The organism is Bacillus sp. DHT2 (genome assembly GCF_026241455.1).
Classification (GTDB): Bacteria; Bacillota; Bacilli; order Bacillales; family Bacillaceae_G; genus Bacillus_A; species Bacillus_A pseudomycoides.
In genome coordinates, this window is the sequence record NZ_JAPHWH010000012.1 from 1 (window position 1) to 20,496 (window position 20,496).

The 20,496-nt window shown below is 35.6% G+C and carries 23 protein-coding genes and 1 riboswitch; of the genes, 8 read left to right on the plus strand and 15 right to left on the minus strand.

Annotation, left to right across the window (positions count from 1 at the left end; all coding sequences use genetic code 11):
- Positions 1–340: 340 nt before the first annotated feature.
- Positions 341–493, minus strand: coding sequence for a hypothetical protein (locus ORL93_RS23045; protein ID WP_000240797.1), 153 nt, complete (start codon positions 491–493; stop codon positions 341–343).
- A gap of 173 nt (positions 494–666) precedes the next feature.
- On the opposite strand from ORL93_RS23045, the gene ORL93_RS23050 reads away from it, so the two are divergent.
- Complete coding sequence (locus ORL93_RS23050) at positions 667–1,002, plus strand: DUF3905 domain-containing protein (protein WP_029426995.1); 336 nt, start codon at positions 667–669, stop codon at positions 1,000–1,002.
- Between the two features lie 37 nt (positions 1,003–1,039).
- Here ORL93_RS23050 and ORL93_RS23055 read toward each other — a convergent pair whose 3' ends face one another.
- The 5 genes from ORL93_RS23055 to phaR form a co-directional block, all read right to left on the minus strand.
- Complete coding sequence (locus ORL93_RS23055) at positions 1,040–2,389, minus strand: TrkH family potassium uptake protein (RefSeq protein WP_097794739.1); 1,350 nt, start codon at positions 2,387–2,389, stop codon at positions 1,040–1,042.
- 23 nt (positions 2,390–2,412) lie between these two features.
- Complete coding sequence (locus tag ORL93_RS23060) at positions 2,413–3,606, minus strand: NAD(P)/FAD-dependent oxidoreductase (protein ID WP_265959567.1); 1,194 nt, start codon at positions 3,604–3,606, stop codon at positions 2,413–2,415.
- Positions 3,607–3,755: 149 nt separating this feature from the next.
- Positions 3,756–4,841 carry a class III poly(R)-hydroxyalkanoic acid synthase subunit PhaC gene (phaC, locus tag ORL93_RS23065; RefSeq protein ID WP_097794741.1) on the minus strand — a complete coding sequence of 362 codons (1,086 nt, stop codon included), beginning with the start codon at positions 4,839–4,841 and terminating at the stop codon, positions 3,756–3,758.
- A gap of 83 nt (positions 4,842–4,924) precedes the next feature.
- A complete protein-coding gene (locus ORL93_RS23070) occupies positions 4,925–5,668 on the minus strand; it encodes an acetoacetyl-CoA reductase (RefSeq protein ID WP_003196065.1) in 744 nt (247 codons plus the stop codon).
- Positions 5,669–5,828: 160 nt separating this feature from the next.
- The gene (gene phaR, locus ORL93_RS23075; RefSeq protein ID WP_097794742.1) at positions 5,829–6,311 is read right to left on the minus strand and encodes a polyhydroxyalkanoic acid synthase subunit PhaR; all 483 of its coding nucleotides are present in this window, start codon (positions 6,309–6,311) and stop codon (positions 5,829–5,831) included.
- Between the two features lie 198 nt (positions 6,312–6,509).
- Here phaR and phaQ point away from each other — a divergent pair, with 198 nt between their 5' ends.
- From phaQ to ORL93_RS23110, 7 genes are all read left to right on the plus strand, one after another.
- Positions 6,510–6,962 (plus strand): poly-beta-hydroxybutyrate-responsive repressor, encoded by a 453-nt coding sequence (gene phaQ / locus ORL93_RS23080; RefSeq protein WP_003196063.1) that lies wholly within the window; start codon positions 6,510–6,512, stop codon positions 6,960–6,962.
- Between the two features lie 41 nt (positions 6,963–7,003).
- Complete coding sequence (gene phaP / locus ORL93_RS23085) at positions 7,004–7,528, plus strand: polyhydroxyalkanoic acid inclusion protein PhaP (protein ID WP_097794743.1); 525 nt, start codon at positions 7,004–7,006, stop codon at positions 7,526–7,528.
- Positions 7,529–7,629: 101 nt separating this feature from the next.
- Complete coding sequence (locus ORL93_RS23090; protein WP_097794744.1) at positions 7,630–8,073, plus strand: MaoC family dehydratase; 444 nt, start codon at positions 7,630–7,632, stop codon at positions 8,071–8,073.
- Positions 8,074–8,262: 189 nt separating this feature from the next.
- Positions 8,263–8,448 carry an alpha/beta-type small acid-soluble spore protein gene (locus ORL93_RS23095; RefSeq protein ID WP_000241213.1) on the plus strand — a complete coding sequence of 62 codons (186 nt, stop codon included), beginning with the start codon at positions 8,263–8,265 and terminating at the stop codon, positions 8,446–8,448.
- Between the two features lie 115 nt (positions 8,449–8,563).
- Positions 8,564–9,883, plus strand: coding sequence for a TrkH family potassium uptake protein (locus tag ORL93_RS23100; protein WP_097794745.1), 1,320 nt, complete (start codon positions 8,564–8,566; stop codon positions 9,881–9,883).
- A gap of 38 nt (positions 9,884–9,921) precedes the next feature.
- Positions 9,922–10,088, plus strand: a riboswitch (yybP-ykoY riboswitch).
- Between the two features lie 91 nt (positions 10,089–10,179).
- Positions 10,180–10,977, plus strand: a complete 798-nt coding sequence (locus ORL93_RS23105; protein WP_265959569.1) for a TerC family protein — start codon at positions 10,180–10,182, stop codon at positions 10,975–10,977.
- 313 nt (positions 10,978–11,290) lie between these two features.
- Entirely contained in the window at positions 11,291–12,142 is an 852-nt protein-coding gene (locus tag ORL93_RS23110) for a formate/nitrite transporter family protein (protein WP_006094088.1), read from the plus strand.
- A gap of 29 nt (positions 12,143–12,171) precedes the next feature.
- On the opposite strand, the gene ORL93_RS23115 is transcribed toward ORL93_RS23110, so the two are convergent.
- From ORL93_RS23115 to ORL93_RS23155, 9 genes are all read right to left on the minus strand, one after another.
- A complete protein-coding gene (locus ORL93_RS23115; protein ID WP_033794431.1) occupies positions 12,172–12,483 on the minus strand; it encodes a cyclic-phosphate processing receiver domain-containing protein in 312 nt (103 codons plus the stop codon).
- A 64-nt stretch (positions 12,484–12,547) separates the two neighbouring features.
- A complete protein-coding gene (locus ORL93_RS23120; protein ID WP_265959570.1) occupies positions 12,548–13,330 on the minus strand; it encodes a prepilin peptidase in 783 nt (260 codons plus the stop codon).
- Between the two features lie 53 nt (positions 13,331–13,383).
- Complete coding sequence (locus ORL93_RS23125) at positions 13,384–14,094, minus strand: LutC/YkgG family protein (RefSeq protein ID WP_006094086.1); 711 nt, start codon at positions 14,092–14,094, stop codon at positions 13,384–13,386.
- Positions 14,094–15,515 carry a LutB/LldF family L-lactate oxidation iron-sulfur protein gene (locus ORL93_RS23130; RefSeq protein WP_006094085.1) on the minus strand — a complete coding sequence of 474 codons (1,422 nt, stop codon included), beginning with the start codon at positions 15,513–15,515 and terminating at the stop codon, positions 14,094–14,096. Before ORL93_RS23130 ends, ORL93_RS23125 begins: the two co-directional genes overlap by 1 nt.
- Before the next feature lie 16 nt (positions 15,516–15,531).
- Positions 15,532–16,251, minus strand: coding sequence for a (Fe-S)-binding protein (locus tag ORL93_RS23135; RefSeq protein ID WP_003206400.1), 720 nt, complete (start codon positions 16,249–16,251; stop codon positions 15,532–15,534).
- Between the two features lie 171 nt (positions 16,252–16,422).
- Positions 16,423–17,112 (minus strand): FadR/GntR family transcriptional regulator, encoded by a 690-nt coding sequence (locus ORL93_RS23140; RefSeq protein ID WP_255258758.1) that lies wholly within the window; start codon positions 17,110–17,112, stop codon positions 16,423–16,425.
- A 313-nt stretch (positions 17,113–17,425) separates the two neighbouring features.
- Complete coding sequence (locus ORL93_RS23145; protein WP_003206404.1) at positions 17,426–18,826, minus strand: sensor histidine kinase; 1,401 nt, start codon at positions 18,824–18,826, stop codon at positions 17,426–17,428.
- Between the two features lies 1 nt (position 18,827).
- Complete coding sequence (locus tag ORL93_RS23150; RefSeq protein WP_018781063.1) at positions 18,828–19,502, minus strand: response regulator transcription factor; 675 nt, start codon at positions 19,500–19,502, stop codon at positions 18,828–18,830.
- The gene (locus tag ORL93_RS23155) at positions 19,499–20,470 is read right to left on the minus strand and encodes a YncE family protein (protein ID WP_097794748.1); all 972 of its coding nucleotides are present in this window, start codon (positions 20,468–20,470) and stop codon (positions 19,499–19,501) included. The genes ORL93_RS23150 and ORL93_RS23155 overlap by 4 nt, the downstream gene beginning before the upstream one ends.
- Between the last annotated feature and the right edge of the window lie 26 nt (positions 20,471–20,496).

Sequence of the window (20,496 nt, forward strand, 5' to 3'; positions counted from 1 at the left end):
TCCTTCTATATTCCATTAATTTACAAATTGTTAATGGTCTAGTTTCGTATTGCCTTTTTTAAGCTGAAATAACAAATTAAGTGTTTAAATTACTAGAATCATTACTTGACATCACACCACAGGTCTTTTATTTTTCTTATGTACAACTCCAATATAAACGCCAAGTGTAAAAACAGTATTAAACTAACATTAATCTTTTGTTTGTTGTTTGTTTTTGTGTAATACGTTGCTACTTCAATGTTTTTTCATATTTTTTCACAACAAAAAAACAGAAAATTTACAATTAATTAAGAAAAGATTAAAAATTCCACAAAAAAATGAAGCGTTTGTAAAAAACGCCTCATTTTTGCTTACCCTTTTTTGAATTGCGATTTGCATATTTCGCTGGATTTTCATTTTCATACTCTACCGCAAATTCCGCATCCGGTAGGCTTTCTTTTGGAGTTTTATTATGATTCATTGCCGCATGTTGTTTTACTTTTCGTTTTACCACTTACAATACCTTCCTTCACTGTAATGACATCTTACTTTCTATATTAGTTTGAGAAAACTTTCAAAAATTATTGATGGGAAGTGTTAACAAGTACAAAGCAACGTATATATGGAAACACTATATCTGAACAGGAATTTCATATTTCCTACTATAATAAAGAAGGAACGATTACTTTGAAGAAAAAACAACAAATTCATTCACCCATTTTAGATGAAACCTTGCCGCATCAAATGAATTTCCCCTCCTTTAAAGGAACAGGAAAACAAATGCAACACCCCTTTATTAATCAATACGATGTTGTAATTGGAGATAGTAAATACAATTCTAAAAATAGCCCACTTAACAATTGGAGTGATGAAGTTGATCCGGCCATTATGGCTGGCGAAGAATGGATCCATCCAACAAATGATATCGGATGGATTTCAGAAGAAAATCAAGAAGTGTTACGAAACAAAACAGACGGGGTTGAAGATTCATTTATGCACCCTCAATTTGGTATTAACGATTAAAAAACCATTCTACCTTTATAGGTAGAATGGTTTCATGTTATCCAATAATAATTCTCTCTTTGGGATATTTATAGCGAGGTGGTTGTTCCCTTCCACCACTTGCTAAAATAAATGTTAAAATACCAACACGACCAATAAACATGAGAACAATTAATACAAGTTTTCCAGCAGTTGTTAAATCAGAAGTGATACCTGTTGATAACCCAGTCGTTCCAAATGCAGAACATACTTCAACAATTAAACTCATAAATGGTGCATTTTCAGTCATCGATAAAATAAATAAAGCAGAAGCACATAATAAAATCCCCATAGTCATAACAACGGACGCTTTTAAAACGTCTTCCTCATGCAATTGCCGCTTAAAAACACGTACCGTTCTGTCACCTTTTGCAAACGTATATAGGGAAAGAATATTCACAGCAAACGTCGTTGTACGTATTCCCCCTCCAACTGAACTTGGTGAAGCACCAATAAACATTAAAACACTCATAAATAAAAGCGTCGGCTGTGACAAGTCACGTATATCCATTGTCGCTAATCCACCACTTCTCGTTGTAACGGATTGAAACAACGTATAAAATACCGTTTCATGCCAGGATTTCCCTAATAAAAACTGATTTCGCTCCAATAAAAAAATAACGATTGTTCCCACAATAATAAGCGAGAAAAATGTCGTTGTTGTCAATTTTGTAAATAGTGAAAAACGAAACAATTGATGTTTTTCCTTACTCAAATACTGTTTTACTTCCATTAGCACAGGAAAGCCAATTGCTCCTAAAATAATAAGAAGCATATGAATTATTTGTACAATATAGTCTTTCTGATATGGAATAAGCGACTGACCAGTTAAATCAAATCCACCATTCGTTGTTGCACTAATAGAGGCAAAAAAACCATGAAAATACGCTTCTTTCCAACTTGGGAAATAGAGTAAAAATCTTGTTCCTAATAGAAGCGCCCCAACCACTTCTATCGAAATAATCAAAATTAAAATAGACCGCATCAACTCAACAAGCCCTGATAAATTTCCTTGGTTATGATCTGCCATAATTAATCGTCTTCGCTGCAAACCTATTTTCTTACCTGTTATCATCCAAACAAATGTACCAAGTGCCATAATTCCTAAACCGCCTAATTGTAATACGAGCGCTAAAATCATAATACCTGCCGTATTAAACGTATCTGGAATAGAAACCACTGAAAGCCCCGTAACACTAACAGCGCTAACAGATATAAATAACGCATCTATAAAAGTCCATTTTACACCTGGCTTAATGACAAATGGTAAACTTAATAAAATTACAGAAACAATTACTGCTATGAAATAAAATAAAACAATAAGCTGTACCGGACGCAATTTTTGCAAAAATTTCTTTATATCTCTCATCCCATCACTTCGCTACCTTTTTTCTATCGATTAAACAAAGAAAAATCATCATTTTCTTTATTTGTAAATAACTGCTGAAATAGTTTTGCAAATACAATTCCATATACAGTTCCATTTCCCCCATACGGTAATGCATAATACAAATTAGAGACTTTATCATCTTCTTTACAAATAGGAAGACCATCATGACTTCCGCCAAATGCAGCAGCCCAATAATATTCAGCTCTTATATTTGAAAGATTTGGAAACATCTCTTGTATAATTTTAGTTAGCAATTCTCGTTTATGCAATAACTTTGTATCACCAAATTTCTGAAGTTGCATCGCTTCATCTAATCCGCCTACAATAATTCTATTTTTGTACGTACGAAAATACAAATACGGCCGAGCAGTTTCCCAAATTAATGATTGTTCGTGCCACCCATTAAAATGCTCTTGCTCATTTGTAACAATAGCATAAGAGGTTTCTACCGTTGTATTTGCTTCTTTTTTCCCAAATAGTGTTTCATATCCTGTAGCCATAATCACTGCTTTCGCTACAATTTTCTTACCTATTTTTGTGTAAGAAACCAAATCTTTTTGAACAGGCTTAATATGCACAACCTCTGTATTTTCAAAAATAGAAGCACCTAGCTGGTTTGCTTTATGTATAAGACCATGAGCTAACATATACGGGTTCACTTCTGCATCCCCCCCTGTATATAATGCTGCCGGTTTTGTAAATGAATATCGTTTCTTAATATCAGATTCTGTAAAATACTCAACAGGAAATCCGTAACGTTGTAATGTACGATACTCTTCTTGAAGGAATGAAATATCTTCATTTTGACTTGCATAATATAAGCTTCTTCTCGGAATAAAACAAGGATCAATATCTAACATTGGAACAACCTGTTCCAATGTTCGCAGTGCCTCGTAACAAAGCTGATAAGCTCGCACCCCTTTTGCTTCCCCAAATGTATGAATCAAAGATGTCAATGACTTATCATGAACAAATTGTAGTAATCCTGTATTAGCAACTGTGCTTCCGTGTGCAATTTTTCGTTTATCAATCAACGTGACACTCATTCCTAATTTTGTTAAAAAATATGCAATTTGAGCGCCTGATTCTCCGCTTCCAACAATAAGCACATCACATATCATATCATTTTCTAATATCGGATAACAAGGCATACAAGCTTCTTCATTCCAGTATAACTTCCCTAATGCTAATTTCATAACTATTCTCCTACAATTGAATTTCCTCCCTTTTATTTTTTGTTACTTTACATAAAAAAATCCAGCTAGCCTATGCTAGCTGGATTTTCCATTTCATTCGTATGAACAAAAAAGATATGTGTTCAAGCCATATTAATCACTTTTTCACTTCAATTAGAGCGTTCCTCAAGCCAATTTCCAACTGTAGGATACGTTTGTTTTACAGCCGTTCCACCATATACAACTGACATATGTCCTGTCGGCAAGCACACATACTGTTTGTCTGTACTAGAAATATGATCCAGCAACGCCTCTACTTGGCATGGCAATGCAATATGATCACGTTTTGCAGAAATATTTAAGACATTTGCCTTAATGTTTTCAAGTTTTACTTTTTGACCTCGAATCACGAGCTCACCTTTAACCAATTTATTATTTTGATAAAAATCGCGAATCCATTGTCGATACGATTCACCTGGGAATGGGATACCATCTCCAACCCATTTTTGAATTAGCTTCCAGCTTTCAACAAAGCGCTCATTTTCTGAGCGGTCAAGTAAAGCAACATACGGACCAACAAAGTTTGTAATTGGCTTTAACATTTTATTTCCGAAATCAATCATTTCCGGCGGTATATTTCCAAATGTATCAACTGCTTTGTCTAAGTTAAAATACTTTTCATCTAATAATGGACCATATAATCCAGTTTCAGAGAAATCAAATGGACTTGTCATAAAAATTAAATTTCGAATCGGCATATGTGGGTGAAGTGCCGCATAAATGGATGTTAGCGTACCACCCATACAATATCCGAGTAGAGATACCTCGTCCGCTTTTGCAGTTCGTATTACTTTTTTAACTGCTTTTGCAATATAGTCGAACACAAAATCATCAAACTTTAAATGACTATCTTCTAAACCGAATGTGCCCCAATCAAGCATATACACATCAAAACCACGATCTACTAAATATTCCACCAAACTATTTCCTGGTGTCAAATCCATAATATATGGTTTATTAATTAGCGCATAGATCAATAAAATGGGAACTGAATGTGTTTTTTCCTGCTTTGGAATGTAACGATACAGCTTCGTTTTATTTTTCGTCCAAATGACCTCTTTTGGAGTTAAAGCAACTTGTGGCTCTGGTTCACGCAGTAAAACTTCACTTGCTCTTTTAAAACGACGATATGCTTTTCGATATTCTTCTGGGTATAGTTCCAATTGCTTTTCCCATTCTGTTACGAATGTAGTCATTTTCCTATCTCCTTTTTAACTGATTTCCTTCTTCAAGAAAGAAGTGCACTCCTGCTATGGATATGCACTTTCTCCTTGCTTCATTACATATATAATCCGCCGTTAATATTTAACTGTTGACCAGTGATATACGCTCCATCACGGCACAAGTATACAACACCTTTTGCAATTTCATCCGCTTGTCCGAAACGTTTCTTTGGAATCTTAGAAACGATTTTTTGACGAACATCTTCCGGCACTTCTGCTACCATTTCTGTATCAATGAATCCTGGGCAAATCGCATTCACTGTTACATTTGTTTTCGCAAGTTCTAGCGCTAATGACTTTGTAAATCCTAACATACCAGCTTTTGCTGCTGAATAGTTTGTTTGTCCAAATCCACCAGCTTGTCCAATAATAGAAGAAATGCTAATGATTCTACCCTCTTCTGATTCTGTTATGTAAGGAAGTGCCGCACTCGTTGTATTAAATACACTACTTAAGTTTACATCGATTACGCGATCCCAATCTTCACGGTTTAATTTTTTGAAAGTACGGTCTCTTGTAATACCAGCATTATTTACAAGAATATCTACCTTACCAAAATGATTCACAGCTTCATCTACAAGGCGCTTCGCATCTTCTAGCTTAGAAACATCTGCCTGAACTGCATATACATCATGACCTTCTGTTCCTAATTCATTCACTAGATTTTCAGCCGCTTCTTTACTGCTATTATAGTTAATAACAACCTTTGCTCCCTCTTTTGCTAATGCTACTGTAATCGCTTTACCAATTCCTTTTGCCCCACCTGTTACGATTGCTACTTTACCATTTAATTGAACCATTTCTATTCCCCCTTTATTGAATTTATTAGATATAAGAATGCATCACCTTGATACATATTTTAAAACGATATTCTACATACAAACTATTTTCAGCTATTCATACCATTCGTAAAAGAGGTTCTTACTTTCCCTTTTTGAACGTATAAACAACACTTCTTAACTACTTTTTATTCTCTGGTTTCAGAGGCGATTTCGCCACTTCTTTCGCTGGTTCCTGTAATTTTGCTAACACTTCATTTTGTTTTTCAAGTAATCCTAAAATCTTATCCACTTTATCTTCTAATGTACGAATATCTTGTTTCACTTTTGTTACATCACGTTTTAGCGTAGGAGATTGTCCTAAAGAATCTGCTTTTTCTTCCAAAAACTCTTCGATGTTATCAACTTTATTTTCTAAGTTAATAACAAGCGTAGCTACTCTTGCGATATCGTCTTGGGTTGGCATGTTCACTTTTTCTAAATAGCCTTTTGTTGCATCATTCAACATCTTCTGATAAAACAAATTCAAATCTAGAACGCTTCCCATCCAAGCAGAATACTCTTCTGTTTTGATTGTTTCATTGAGCGTTTTTCCCCAAAATGTTTCGGTCTGTTCATAAGCTTCTTTCCATGCTTGTAGTGGATCGAATTTTTGATCAATCACTTCTCCTACACTCCTTTATTCGTTTTTGAAACAATTCAACCTATTCACTATTTTCCAATATTCTGAATAAAACTTCAAGTCTGTATTTTGTTTTTTTCTATATTCCAACAAATGTATTGACATAGAAAACAGATAGGTGTAAATTGCACTTATAAGCAAAAAATTCCATTTAACTGATTCATGAGGTGATGCACAATCATGCTACATAATGAACCAGAACAACAAGAAAGTTTGGAAACAAACCAAGCGAAACAACCAAACTCCATGCCAAAAAACTTCTTAGTTCCCTTCTTACTTCTCTGTCTAAAAGACTGGAGTCTTCACGGTTACAAACTGATTCAAATGCTAATGGATATTGGCTTTTCTTCCGTTGACCAAGGTAATGTTTATAGAACCTTGCGCAAGTTAGAAAAAGAAAACCTCATATCTTCCACTTGGGATACAAGTGAAGGAGGGCCAGCAAAGCGAATTTATTCTTTAACAGAATATGGAGAGCAATATTTAGCAACATGCGCGACCTCTTTTGAACATTACCAAAATATGTTGCGAACATTCTTTACGTTATACACCAATGCATTCTTTCCATTTTCTACTTCTCCAGAAAAGGATGAAAAAAAATCTTCATCTTCACCTGGTGGTACAGCAGAATAATCTGCGTTCACAATATGCAAAAAATATTTGGAGGTCAAACCATGGAAACTAAACCATACGAACTGGTCGATGCATTTTGGAAAAATTGGTCACATTCTCTTTCCCTTTTCTCTTCAGCAGGGAAACAATTGGAGCAACTTACTTTAGAAACTTTAAAACAACAGCAGGATGCTTTGCATAAATTAACAGCAGGAGTAGATGAACTCGAAAAAGAACTACAACAATTCACTACTCAATTTAATAGTCAATATACAGAATACGTGAAGCAATTCACAGGCAACTCCTTAAATGAACAAATTAACGAATGGCAAGAAAAATGGAACGAACTTTCTAATCATATGCATCAACTTACTGTGTCTCCAACAAAAACATCTTTATCGATTCTTACTCAAACGAACGGTAAGTTTGAAGAAACAACAAAACAATTCATTGAACAACAACAACTTCAACGTGACGAGGGTCAAAAACAATTAGAAGGTTTTTTGGAAGAATTCAAATCTACACAACTGGAACTCGTAAAAAAGTTCGAGGAAAACTCAAAAAATCTATTTACTTCCATCAAGTAAGGAAAATGTGGCAGCTTACCGCAGAACAAACTAAACTCTTTCTTCCTCCCATTGCATCAAGATGGCTTACATTTTTCGATATGGAAAAGAAGGAGGAAAAAATGAATCCATTTCAAGAAGCGCAGTCTGTTCCAGAGCTTCATTATGATGAGATTCAAGTTGGCGATCAAGCATCCTTAACAAAAACGATTACCAATGAAGACATTATCACTTTTGCAAAACTGACCGGGGATGTAAATCCAATTCATATTCTGGACTCTTTTGCAAAAACAACAATGTTTAAAGAAAGAATTGCACATGGTATGCTTGTTTCAGGATTTATTTCGACCATTCTCGGAACAAAATTACCAGGAAAAAACACAATTTATTTATCACAAAATGTATCATTTCGTGCACCTGTAAAAATTGGTGATACCTTACGCGTAGTCGCAAAAGTTATCAAAAAACGTGATGATAAAAAAATTATTACATTGCAAACAAATGTATATAATCAATGGAATGATATAGTTGTCGAAGGTACAGCAACAATAATGAAAAAAGAGTAGCATGTGTGCTACTCTTTTTTCGTATCCAATAACTTCTAATCTCACCGATTACTTCCGTGTATGACCAAACATATAACACATACACTAACGATACCAGTTTATACAGTGAGCTAGCTTGTATCAGCAAAACATTCCTTTACTGCTCATTAAAAACAAGTAAACTGGAATATAAATTAGGATGTGTTATCAATGGTAAAAACAAATAAATTACTTGTTCCTGGTGCTGAGCAAGCGCTAGAACAATTTAAATATGAAATTGCACAAGAGTTTGGTGTAAGCTTAGGTTCGAATACAGCATCTCGTTCTAACGGATCTGTCGGTGGCGAAGTAACAAAGCGTCTCGTTTCCTTAGCACAACAACAATTACGTGGATAATTCTATAAATAATTGATTCAGGGGCAGATATATTCTGCCTCTTTTCCTTTTCAACATACATTGTAATTCTTTTTGACATACTACAAAGAGCAAGCCGAAAGGAAAGGTATATAATATGAAACGGATTAATATTAAAATGAGTCCTCCTCGTGTACTTACGTTATCTTTTATTGCACTATCCATTATCGGAACATGCCTATTAAAACTGCCTATCTCCACTACAACTTCAATTTCTTGGCTAGATGCATTATTTACAACTGTTTCTGCATTTACAGTTACAGGACTCGGCGTTGTTGACACCGGAAAAGTGTTCACCCTATTTGGGCAACTTGTCATTTTAACACTCATACAAGTTGGCGGTCTCGGCATTATGAGCTTTGCTATATTAATCGCGATTATGCTCGGGAGAAAAATCGGTCTCCAAAATCGAATTTTACTACAGCAAGCATTAAATCAAACAAATATCGGCGGAGTGATTCGTCTCGCAAAATCATTATTTCTATTTTCTTTTACCATTGAATGTTTCGCTACTCTTCTTCTTGCTTTTGAATGGGTTCCAAAATACGGTGTTTTTAACGGACTATATTATAGTTTTTTTCATGCCATTTCAGCATTTAACAACGCCGGATTTTCCATTTGGACTGATAATTTAATGTCACAATCTCATAGTATACTCGTCAACATAGTCATTTCCTCTCTCATTATTTTAGGCGGAATTGGTTTCACAGTCATAGTGGATATAAAAAGAAAACGCAACTTTAAGAACCTTACATTACACTCTAAACTTATGCTCTCATCTACTCTTATTGTAAATATTGCTGCTACAATTTTAATTTTTATATTTGAATTCCATAATCCAATTTCTATGAAAGGATTTACACCGTTTGAAGAAGGACTAGCAGCCTATTTCCAAGCTATTTCCACACGTACAGCTGGCTTTAATACTGTAGACATGGCACAATTAACAAAACCATCTCTTTTACTAATGATGTTGCTCATGTTCATTGGAGCTGGTAGTGCTTCAACAGGTGGCGGCATTAAATTAACAACCTTTTTAATTATGCTACTCGGGGTTCTTAAATTTTTACAAGAGCAAGATGACATTGTCATCTTTAAAAAATCAATAAAAGATGGTTTGATTGTAAAATCACTTGCCATTGTAGTCATTTCAATCTCATTTATTTTTTTCGCCATATTAATTTTAAGTATCACCGAACAAGTTCCCCTCTTAATGAGTGCCTTTGAAGTATTTTCGGCATTTGGGACTGTTGGTCTCAGTATGGGACTTACCTCGAAATTGACAATAATCGGAAAGATAACCATTATCTTTATGATGTTTTTTGGAAAAATGGGTCCTTTAACATTAGCATTTTCTTTTGCACATAAAAAACAAAGAAAGATAAAATATCCAAACGAAGACATTTTAACAGGTTGACAAACATTTACATTATCCATATAATGAAAATACAATAGCATATTTCCAAAGGGGAGTAGCGTCCAAGAATATATTCTTGGAAACAAAGTCGTCATTACGTAGAACTCAGTTCTTCCGGCTTTGTTGGCATTTTTATTACATATGTCTAGCAAGACCTTTGCCTATCAACGGCAGAGGTCTTTTTTGTATTCTTTTCCAATTCCTTCCGTCGTTGATAGGTTGGAGTATGGGGAAACTAAACAGTGGGGACACCTCTTCACTTATTTAGGATTTATACAATTGAGAGGAGAATGTACATGGATTTATCATTATTATTGGAGTATGGTTGGGTATTGCTTATCTTAATTGCACTAGAAGGAATTTTAGCAGCAGATAACGCTCTAGTCCTTGCCATTATGGTAAAACATTTACCAGAAGACAAACGAAAAAAAGCATTATTTTACGGATTAGCAGGAGCTTTCGTGTTCCGTTTTGGATCATTGTTTATGATCTCTTTCTTAGTCGACGTATGGCAAGTGCAAGCACTGGGGGCGATTTACTTAATGTTTATCGCTGGTAACCATTTATTCAAAACATATGTTAAAAAGAACACACATGAAGAAACTGAAGAGAACGAAATAAAGAAAAAACAAGAAAACTTTTGGTGGACAGTATTTAAAGTTGAAGTTGCCGACATTGCGTTTGCCGTTGATTCTATTTTAGCAGCTGTTGCATTAGCGATGACTTTACCAAAAACAGGCCTTGGTACAATTGGTAGTCTTGATACAGGACAATTTCTTGTTATTTTTACAGGCGGGCTCATTGGTTTAATCATTATGCGATTTGCTGCATCTGCTTTCGTACAAATATTAAAACGTAAACCAGGGTTAGAAACTGCTGCATTCTTAATTGTTGGTTGGGTTGGTGTGAAACTAGCAGTTTATACGTTAGCACACCCTGCTTTAAATGTTATTCCACACAGTTTCCCAGAATCAGCACCATGGAAAATTGGATTTTGGATTGTACTAATTGGAATTGCAATGGGTGGTTGGTTCTTATCTAAAGATACAAGTGTCCAAAATACACAAAAGAATTTGGATGAAAAAGCGCTGTAACAACAGCGTTTTTTCATTTACCTCACACTAAAGTCCCCCCTTCAAAAATAGATAGAGGATAACTAATCCATTTGCCATCCTTGAAAGATAACGCCCCAATGATAGAAGTTTCATTTTATTACATAAAAAGTTGCCATTTCCCTCTATTTTTACAAACATATGATATCATACCACAATTTGTTAACGCTTTCATTTAGAAGGTATGTCCTTTTTGTGAAATATTGCACAAACTTATTGAAACTAAGAGTAAATACGTGTACCTTATTCATATGAAGAGTACTTACAGACAATGTACTAAAGGAGCGTATTAATTATGCTAGAACAAGGATTAGCTTACGTTGTACAACTTGCGCAGAAAAAGAAACAAATGTTGGATGCAAATCCAATGCAATATTTCATTCGCGCTGCACTGGCTGGCATCTATATTGGTTTTACTATTGTACTATGTTTTAAATTAGGGAATTTCTTCAATGTTGTAAATTCACCCGCAACATATTTAGCATCTTCTATGTTTTTTGGAATTGCACTTATATTAATTATATATGGCGGAGCTGAATTATTTACAGGAAATACAATGTATTTTACAGTCGCAACTCTGCGAAAGGAAACAACAATTGGCGATACACTTCGTAATTGGATCGCTTGTTATGTAGGTAACTTAGCAGGTGCAGTATTTTTTGCATTGTTATTTTACGCAACTGGTATTTTCCAATCAATCAATCATGGACATTTAATGAGTACAGTCGTTGCAGTAAAAATGGGAACACCTACAATGCAATTATTTTTCAAAGCGATTTTATGTAACTGGCTCGTATGCCTTGCATGTTTCCTACCTTCTCAAGTAAAAGGAGATACAGCAAAAATACTTATTATGATGTTTCTTGTCTTTACTTTCTTCTTATCCGGTTATGAACATAGTATTGCAAACTTATCATTATTTGCACTATCTTTAGTATCACCACATCCTGATACAATTTCTTTCGCTGGTGCTATCCATAACTTAATTCCGGTTACAATTGGCAACATTATCGGCGGATCCGTATTCGTTGGTATGGTATATCATTATTTAACTCAAAAAAATCCAGAACCTAAAGCGGCAGAAGATAACCTAGAAGCAGTTCAACAAGAAGAAATCATCCCTTTACAAGCACAGATGAAACACTAAAAAAGTTCCAAGGATCCCCTTGGAGCTTTTTAACTTCCAGTACATTTCACCTGTATATTTGAGGAAATCTCTCTCGTTTCTTTTCCTTTATTTATCCGTTCTAACATGTACTGCATACCAATTGAATCATTTGTATGTAAATGAATTTCCTGTACATAAAGGCCTTCCGTACAAAAAACTTCTAAAAAATCCAAACCATTTTTCTGACGCCATCCCATATTATAATCGAGCGATATAATATCTACATCAGAATTGTGCAAAAAATTCAAAGCAGTTTCGACTGTTGTCGCTAAGACATAACCGAAGGGGCAAGGTCTTTGATCATCCATATACACTTTCATTTTCTACTTCTCCTTTATCCCGCTATTTGCGGACAGTAATACCTCCACTGATTACAGTTTCACTTTATTCCAGATATATCATAGCCAAATAACATATTGTTCCAAGTGCAATAAACGGTCCGAATGGAAATGGTTGTCTTGATGTAATACGCTTGAGTAACATACCAATTCCAAAGAAACAAAGACTCAAACTAGAAGCACAACAAAGCACAATAAAAATTGCTTTCGCCCCTATTATAAATCCAAGTAGCGAAAGTAATTTCACATCACCTCCTCCAAGTCCATTCGGAAATAGAATTTGGACGAGATATAACACAATAAATATCGTTCCTCCACCAATCAAGCCCTCCCACCAAGGAACGAGTGAAATAAAAATATGTTCTATTACAAATAAACAAGCAAAAGAGAATAAAATTACATCCGGGATTAACATATAGAACAAATCTGTCATTGTAATGATAATGAGTAAAGAAAGTAACGTCCATATAAGAATTAGTTCTTTATCCATTCCAATCACATACGTAAAAAAAAGAAATGCTCCCCCTGTTATCACCTCAAACAATGTATAAATAAAGGGTACTTTCATTTTACAATGAATGCAGCGACCTCTTTGTAAACAAAAAGAAATAATTGGAATAAGCTCTTTCGGCCTTAGCGTATGACGACAATAATCACAATAAGAACGAGGAGCAATAATAGATTGTCCAATAGGAATGCGTACTGCTACAACCGTATAAAAAGAACCTAGCACCGTCCCTATTAAAAAAGCATATAAATAAAATATCACACCATCCTCTCCTTCCCCCAAAAAATATAGCAAAAAGAGAGCGACACTTCCATTTCGCATTATCTTTGTTCTAATAAAAAAGCAGGCCATTTCTTAGCCTGCTTTTCCCCATTTTACACTACAAAATAATATGCTTTTAATGGTCCATGTACACCTACAACAAGATTCATTTCAATATCAGCTGAGTTACTTGGACCTGTAATAAAGTTAATACAAGATGCAACTTCTTCTCCATTCTCTACACGCGTATTCATATCATGAACCGCTTGTGTAATACGTGGTACAATTGTTTCACGTGGAATGATTGCAAAATAAATCGTAGGCAAGAAGTGTAAAGAACGACCTTGTCCTTTATGACTTTGCACGACAATTGTACCGGATTCTGCTAATGTGTAATCACTAAAAGCAATACCGATATTTGCTTTTTCAGCCAAGCGAATATTTTCTTCTTTTTTCTCTGGATCCCAAGTGTTTACTTCAACATTTTCGTTCGGAAGTTCTATAGAAAATAGAGCATTCAAACCGTACGTATCAAAACGTTCGTCCCCCGATAATAAAATAGGTCCACCGCCGTTTTCAGTAATTACTTTTCGAACTACTGCACTCAGTTCATCCTTTGTTGTTTCAATTACAGTCGTATGAATGTTGGTACATTGTTTTTTGAATACTGCTAACAATTCTTCCTCTGAATAATCTTTCAACGTTTCTACGTTTACATTATTCTTCCATACTGGACGCTGTACTCCTTCTGTTTTACGCGCACGCCCAAGTTCTTTCGCAATGTTGTCTAAAAAGGAATCACGGTTTTGAATTGTCCCTGTCATCAGTCATTCCCGCCTTTCTTATGATCTTTATACCAATCACGGAATCTTTCTTTACTTGGAGCTGGGAACTCTCGAATATCCGTCCAGTTTTTCAGCGGCCCTACACCTTTCGTTACACGATTACCAGACGTAAATGGACTCATAGCAGCCGGAGCAATTTTAGATCCCATTTTGTATAAAGATGCGGAAGACGCACCCATACTAAACATCTTCATTGCTAATTTTTCTGCAAGTGGCGCTCGCCCTTCTTTCTCAACAATGACTTGGCGATGTTTTAATAACAAGTCATGCAATGGAATTTTTACCGGACAAGCTTCTGTACACGCTCCGCATAAACTAGAAGCATACGGAAGCTCTTTATAATCATCATATCCACCTAAAAGTGGTGTTAATACTGCCCCAATTGGACCAGAATAGATGGATCCATAAGAGTGACCCCCAACATGACGATATACAGGACATACGTTTACACAAGCTGCACAGCGAATACATTGCAACACTTGACGGAATTCAGAACCTAAAATTGTAGAACGTCCATTATCAACAACAACTAAATGAAATTCTTCTGGTCCGTCTACTTCCTCTTCCTGAATCGGTCCTGCTACCGTTACATAACTTGTTAATTTTTGACCAACCGCACTGCGGCACAGTAAACCAACAAGAACATCTAGTTCTTCCATAGTTGGAACCATACGTTCCATACCCATTACCGCGATTTGTGTTTTGGGAATAGACATAACAAGGTCAGCATTTCCTTCGTTTGTTACTAGACAAAGAGAGCCTGTATTTGCAACTGCAAAGTTACATCCCGTTACCCCAATTTCAGCATCCATAAATTTTTCACGAAGTTGTTTACGAACAAACTTTGTCATTTCATATGGATCATCAGAATTTTCATACCCAAGCTTTTCTTTAAACACATCACGAATTTGCGTTCTGTTTTTATGAAGTGCTGGTGCAATGATATGAGATGGTGGATCGTTATCTACTTGTAAAATGTACTCACCTAAGTCACTCTCTAATACTTCACAGCCAATTTCTTCAAGTGCATGGTTCATGCTAATTTCTTCCGTTACCATCGACTTTGATTTTACAACTTTTTTTGCTTGCTTCTTCTTTGCTACCTCTTGAATATACTGTGCTGCTTCTTCTTTCGTTTTTGCAAAGAAAACATGCCCGCCTCTTTTAGATACATTTTCACTCAGTTGCATTAAATAGTAGTCTAAGTTTTCTAACGTATGCTGACGAATTTGTTCACCAAGTTCACGCCATTCTTCCCAGTTTCCTAATTCATCGGCTGCTTTTAAGCGATTTGTATATAAACGCGTTTGTGCAGAAGATACTGCCCCGCGCATAAATGAATCTTGAATTCCATCGCCAACGCGATCATTAAATTTTTTCTCACTGATTTTCATAGACATAGCTTATGTTCCCCCTTCATGAGCGACTATTCAATACCTCAGCAATATGCATTACTTTTACTTCTTTACCTAAGCGCTCAATACGTCCGCCAATGTTTAACAAACACCCACAGTCAGCACCAATTAAATAATCAGCACCTGTTTCCATCACACTATCCACTTTCTCATCTACCATTTGTTCAGAGATTGGTGTCATTTTAACTGAAAACGTTCCCCCAAAACCACAACAATTTTGTACGTTTGGTAGTTCTTTTACAGTTAGCCCTTTTACATTTGATAGTAAAATCCCTGGAGCTTCTTTTACTCCTAGCAAACGTGTCATATGACAAGATTTGTGAACAGTCGCTGTTCCTTCTAAGTGCGCACCAACATCTGTAACTTTTAACACATCAACAATAAATTGTGTTAATTCATATGTTTTATCTGCTACTTTTTGTGCACGAGGTGCCCATTTCGGATCATCTTTAAAAACGTGTGGATACTCATGAAACATTGTCGCACAAGAACCAGATGGTGTAACGATATATTCTGCATCTTCGAAAGTTTCAATCATATGCTTCATCGCTTCTTTTGCTGCTTCTACATGACCGCTGTTATATGCTGGTTGTCCACAGCAAACTTGAGCTTCTGGAAATTCAATTTCACACCCTAAATGCTCCAACAATTCAACCGTTGCTTTACCAACATTTGTTTCAAACATATCAACTAAGCAAGTAACAAACAAAGTAACTTTCATAATTATAATTCCCCCTCATTACAACTTCGCCAACAATCATATGGTCATCAGATGACTTAACAGAAAGAAGAAGCTAGGCATAATTGACCTACCTAAACCTCTCCCTAAAAAGAAAACGCTTACTCAATCTTTCTCTATTCTATCAGAAAAATGAAATTTTGAAAGACTAAATCACGAATTTATATCTTGTCTACCTGTGACAATATGCTCTACATTTGTTAAATGATTTAGCATTGCTTGCTGTGCAGATTCCACATCTTGTTTCAATACCGCATCATAAATAACTTGATGCTCTTCTAAAAGTCGTTCTGCTGTTGTTTGTTCACCATATAAAATAATGCGTCTCGACTCACCAATCGTCTCAGCAATCATTTCCGAAACATGATTCATAAGTTCGAGTAAGATGTTGTTATGTGAAGATTCTGCAATTCCCATATGAAAATGAAAGTCCGCTTTTTCACCAGCCCTTTCATTCCCCATGCTTTTTTCCATTTCATCTAACCAATGCTTCATATTTTTCAAATTATCTTCTGTACGTTTTACTGCTGCTGCCCGAACTGCCCCGACTTCAAGCACTTTTCGTACTTCCAATAAATCTAAAATATCTTCCTTCTTCATTAACAACATGTTATTTAAAGGTTTTGTCAATGCTGAAGAATCGAAGTTCTTCACATATGTTCCTTCCCCTTGTTTCATTTCAATTAACCCCATAGCTCGCAAGGCACTAAGCGCTTCACGAACTGCAGATCTGCCAACTTGAAACTGCTCGGCTAATTGATGAACAGGAAGAAGTTTGTCACCAGGTTTTAATGTACCATTTTTTATCATCGTTAAAATGGCTTCAGATACTTCTTCGTAAATTTTTTTCGGCTTAATAGATTTGTACTCCAGTTAAATCACCTCAGTATCATCCAAACAACAATTCAAACGATTTATAAGAACATAGCATCCATAACCATTTTAGAACGAATTAGTAAGAAGTACAAATGTTTTGTTCATAAAATAGCCAAATTTTTGTTATATAGAGGAAATTGATGGTTATTATACCCAGTAGCGGGTTGTAACTGGTATTTAATCTGGTATTATTCGCCTTCATTTCCTATTTCCCCCTCTATTCACGGATAGTAAGACCCCCACTTCAAAACGTGTTACGTTTAAGTGGGGAATTTGACAACTAAAACATACTTCCTTCTTCATTCGCAGGTAATTTTATAATAACCGTTGTTCCCTTTCCTTTTTCACTTTCGACTCGCCATTCTCCATCATGGATATGCACGATTTGTTTGACAATCGCAAGACCAAGACCTGTTCCACCATGCCTGCGACTTCGCCCTTTATCAACCCGATAGAAACGTTCGCCAAGCTGCTCTAAATGCTCAGCATCAATACCAATTCCCGTATCCTTTATTTTCAATTCACACTGCCTATCTTTTTTCTTCAATTGTATAGAAATGTTTCCATTTTGATTTGTATAACGAATAGCGTTGTCTAGCAAGTTATGAAGCACCTGTTGCATCCGATCCTCATCAATCGTTACAATAATATCTGGATCAAGATCCGTTGAAATATACAGCTCTTTTTCCATACATTTCAATTCGTACGTTTCTAATACATCTTCAATAAGCTGCGCAAATACAATCGGTTGTTTTTTTAATGGAAAATGGTCTCCTTCAAGTTGCGCCAAATCCAATAAATCATGAACAAGCCGTTGCATACGACCAGCTTCTCTATGAATGAGCTGTGTAAATTTTGATTGTTGCTGTCCCTTTGCAACTCCATCTAATATCGCTTCACTATACCCCTTAATATAACTTAGCGGCGTCCGCAGTTCATGAGAAACATTTGCTGAAAATTCCTTACGTTTGACATCTTCCATTTCTAATGAATTTGCCATTTTATTAAACGCTTTCCCTAAACGTCCTATTTCATCTTCCGACGAAATCGTAATACGCTCAGAAAAATCTCCTGTTGCCATATGATTTGCAACTCGTTCCATTTGTGAGAGCGGTTTTGTAATCGCAATAATAATTTTTCTACCAATCCATATTGTAAGTAAAATCATAACGAAAGCTAATGGAGCTAAAATAAGTCCCATATCATAGATTAAATCTTTAATACTCTTTAATGGAATATATGAGTACACAATCCCAACTAATTTCTTTTCTTCTAAAACAGGAATAACAACTCCCATAATATTACGCTCGAAATGTTCTTCATATCCAACCTTCGTAACGGTCTTTCCATCTAACAATGTTTGTCTATCACTCTCACTAATAAGGGAATGATGATGTACATCAAAAGGTATACAAGCACTTAAATCACGAGGATTACTAACGAAAAGTACATCCGCACTCGAGATACGATCAAATGCCTGAACTTTCTCTCCAAACGCTAACGTACCCTCGTCCTTTTTATATTGAGATACGAGCCTTTTCCCTTCCATTACTAACGAATCTTCAATGTTTTGAACATATAACTTTTCATATGAATATAAGGACACGAAATAAAGAAAAGAAACTGTTACACATACTGCACATACCACCGTAAGCCAAAGCTTTTGTACCATCGTAAACATGTTACACCTCAAATTTATAACCTACACCCCAAACTGTTTGAATGTAGTTTCCACTTTCTCCAAGTTTTAAACGCATCGTTTTCACATGTGTATCTACCGTTCTCGTACTTCCTGCGTAATCATATCCCCATACTTTTTCAAGTAATTGCTCACGACTAAACACTTGTCCACTATGCCCGCAAAGAAAATAAAGTAGATCAAACTCTTTTACAGTAAGAGAAATAGGCTCTCCGTCTATTTCAATTCGACGACTTTTTTCGTTAATTACGATTGGACCAAATTGAAGTTCTTCTTCTTGTTGTTCTTGCTTCGTATATCTTCTTAATACAGCTTCCATACGAGCAATGAGCTCACCTGGACTAAATGGCTTTACAATATAATCGTCCGCTCCCATCCGTAAACCATTAACGCGGTTCCATTCTTCTCCTTTTGCTGTTAAAAAAATAATTGGTACATCCGATGTTTTTCGAATTTCTTTACAGACTGAAATTCCATCCATCTGTGGCATCATAATATCTAAAATAACAAAATCGTAATGATCTGTATCAAGCATATGAAGCGCATCTTTTCCGTTCTCTGCTTCTCCCCATTCATATCCGAAATTATCTAAATACATGCCAACAAGCTGTCTCATATCACTTTCATCATCTACAAGTAATACTTTATGTTTGTTCATCTCTCTCTCCCTTCTCGCTGCGTAAGTTGAAACGGTCCCTTTCCAACCGCAATCGTTTGTTTCACTTTCATTTTCTGAATATCAATTACATACACTTCATTACTATCATAGCTAGCTACATAACCTTCTTTCCCACTTTTCAAAAAAGCAAATGGATTAGATCCTACCTCAAGAGCTCCTACTTCTTGATATGTTCGCGCATCAAATTTTCTTAATGTATTTGATCCATGACTTAATGCATACACGAATTTTTCATCTCCCGCAAGACTAACTGGCATAAATGGTGCATGTAAAGAGCGAACCATCTGTCCATCTGCTAAAGAATAAACCAATACTTTCTCATTCACTTGCTTCCCATCTCCATGTCCACCAATCCATATTTCCTTTCCATCAGCGCTGACCATTGCCCCTGTTGATGCTGGTGGTACCATAAATGAATGCACAACTTTCTTTTGGTCTAAGTCAACTGTTGATAACTGTGTATCATAAAAATTTAATACATGTAATTGTTTATCATTCTGCACCATTGTTAGTGGGCCTTTTCCCACCGAAACACTCTCTGTCTCTTTTCCATTTATTGTAAAGAATCGTACTTTTTGTTCATTTTGATCGGCCATAAATAATTGTTTTCCATCATTTGATACGATGACATTCGTAATTCCTTTTCCCGTTTTCCATTTGTTCACTTCGTTTCCTTCTGTTAACGAGTATATATATGCATATTCTAACTGCTTACCATATACAAGCATGTCTTCCCCACTTGGCAGCAGCACGATTCCTGTAATAGGTTCTTTTAATTCCCATGTTGTTAATGTCTTTTTCGACTTTTCATCAATAAAACTAACGCTACCTTCTTTAATATTTGTTGTTATGATGATACTTTTATTTTTAGCAATCGGTGTATATGAATTCCCCTGACATCCTGCTAACAGAAACAAAAAACATAGCAGAAAAAAGTATTTCTTCAAAAGATTCCCTCCATCTTTAGATGATT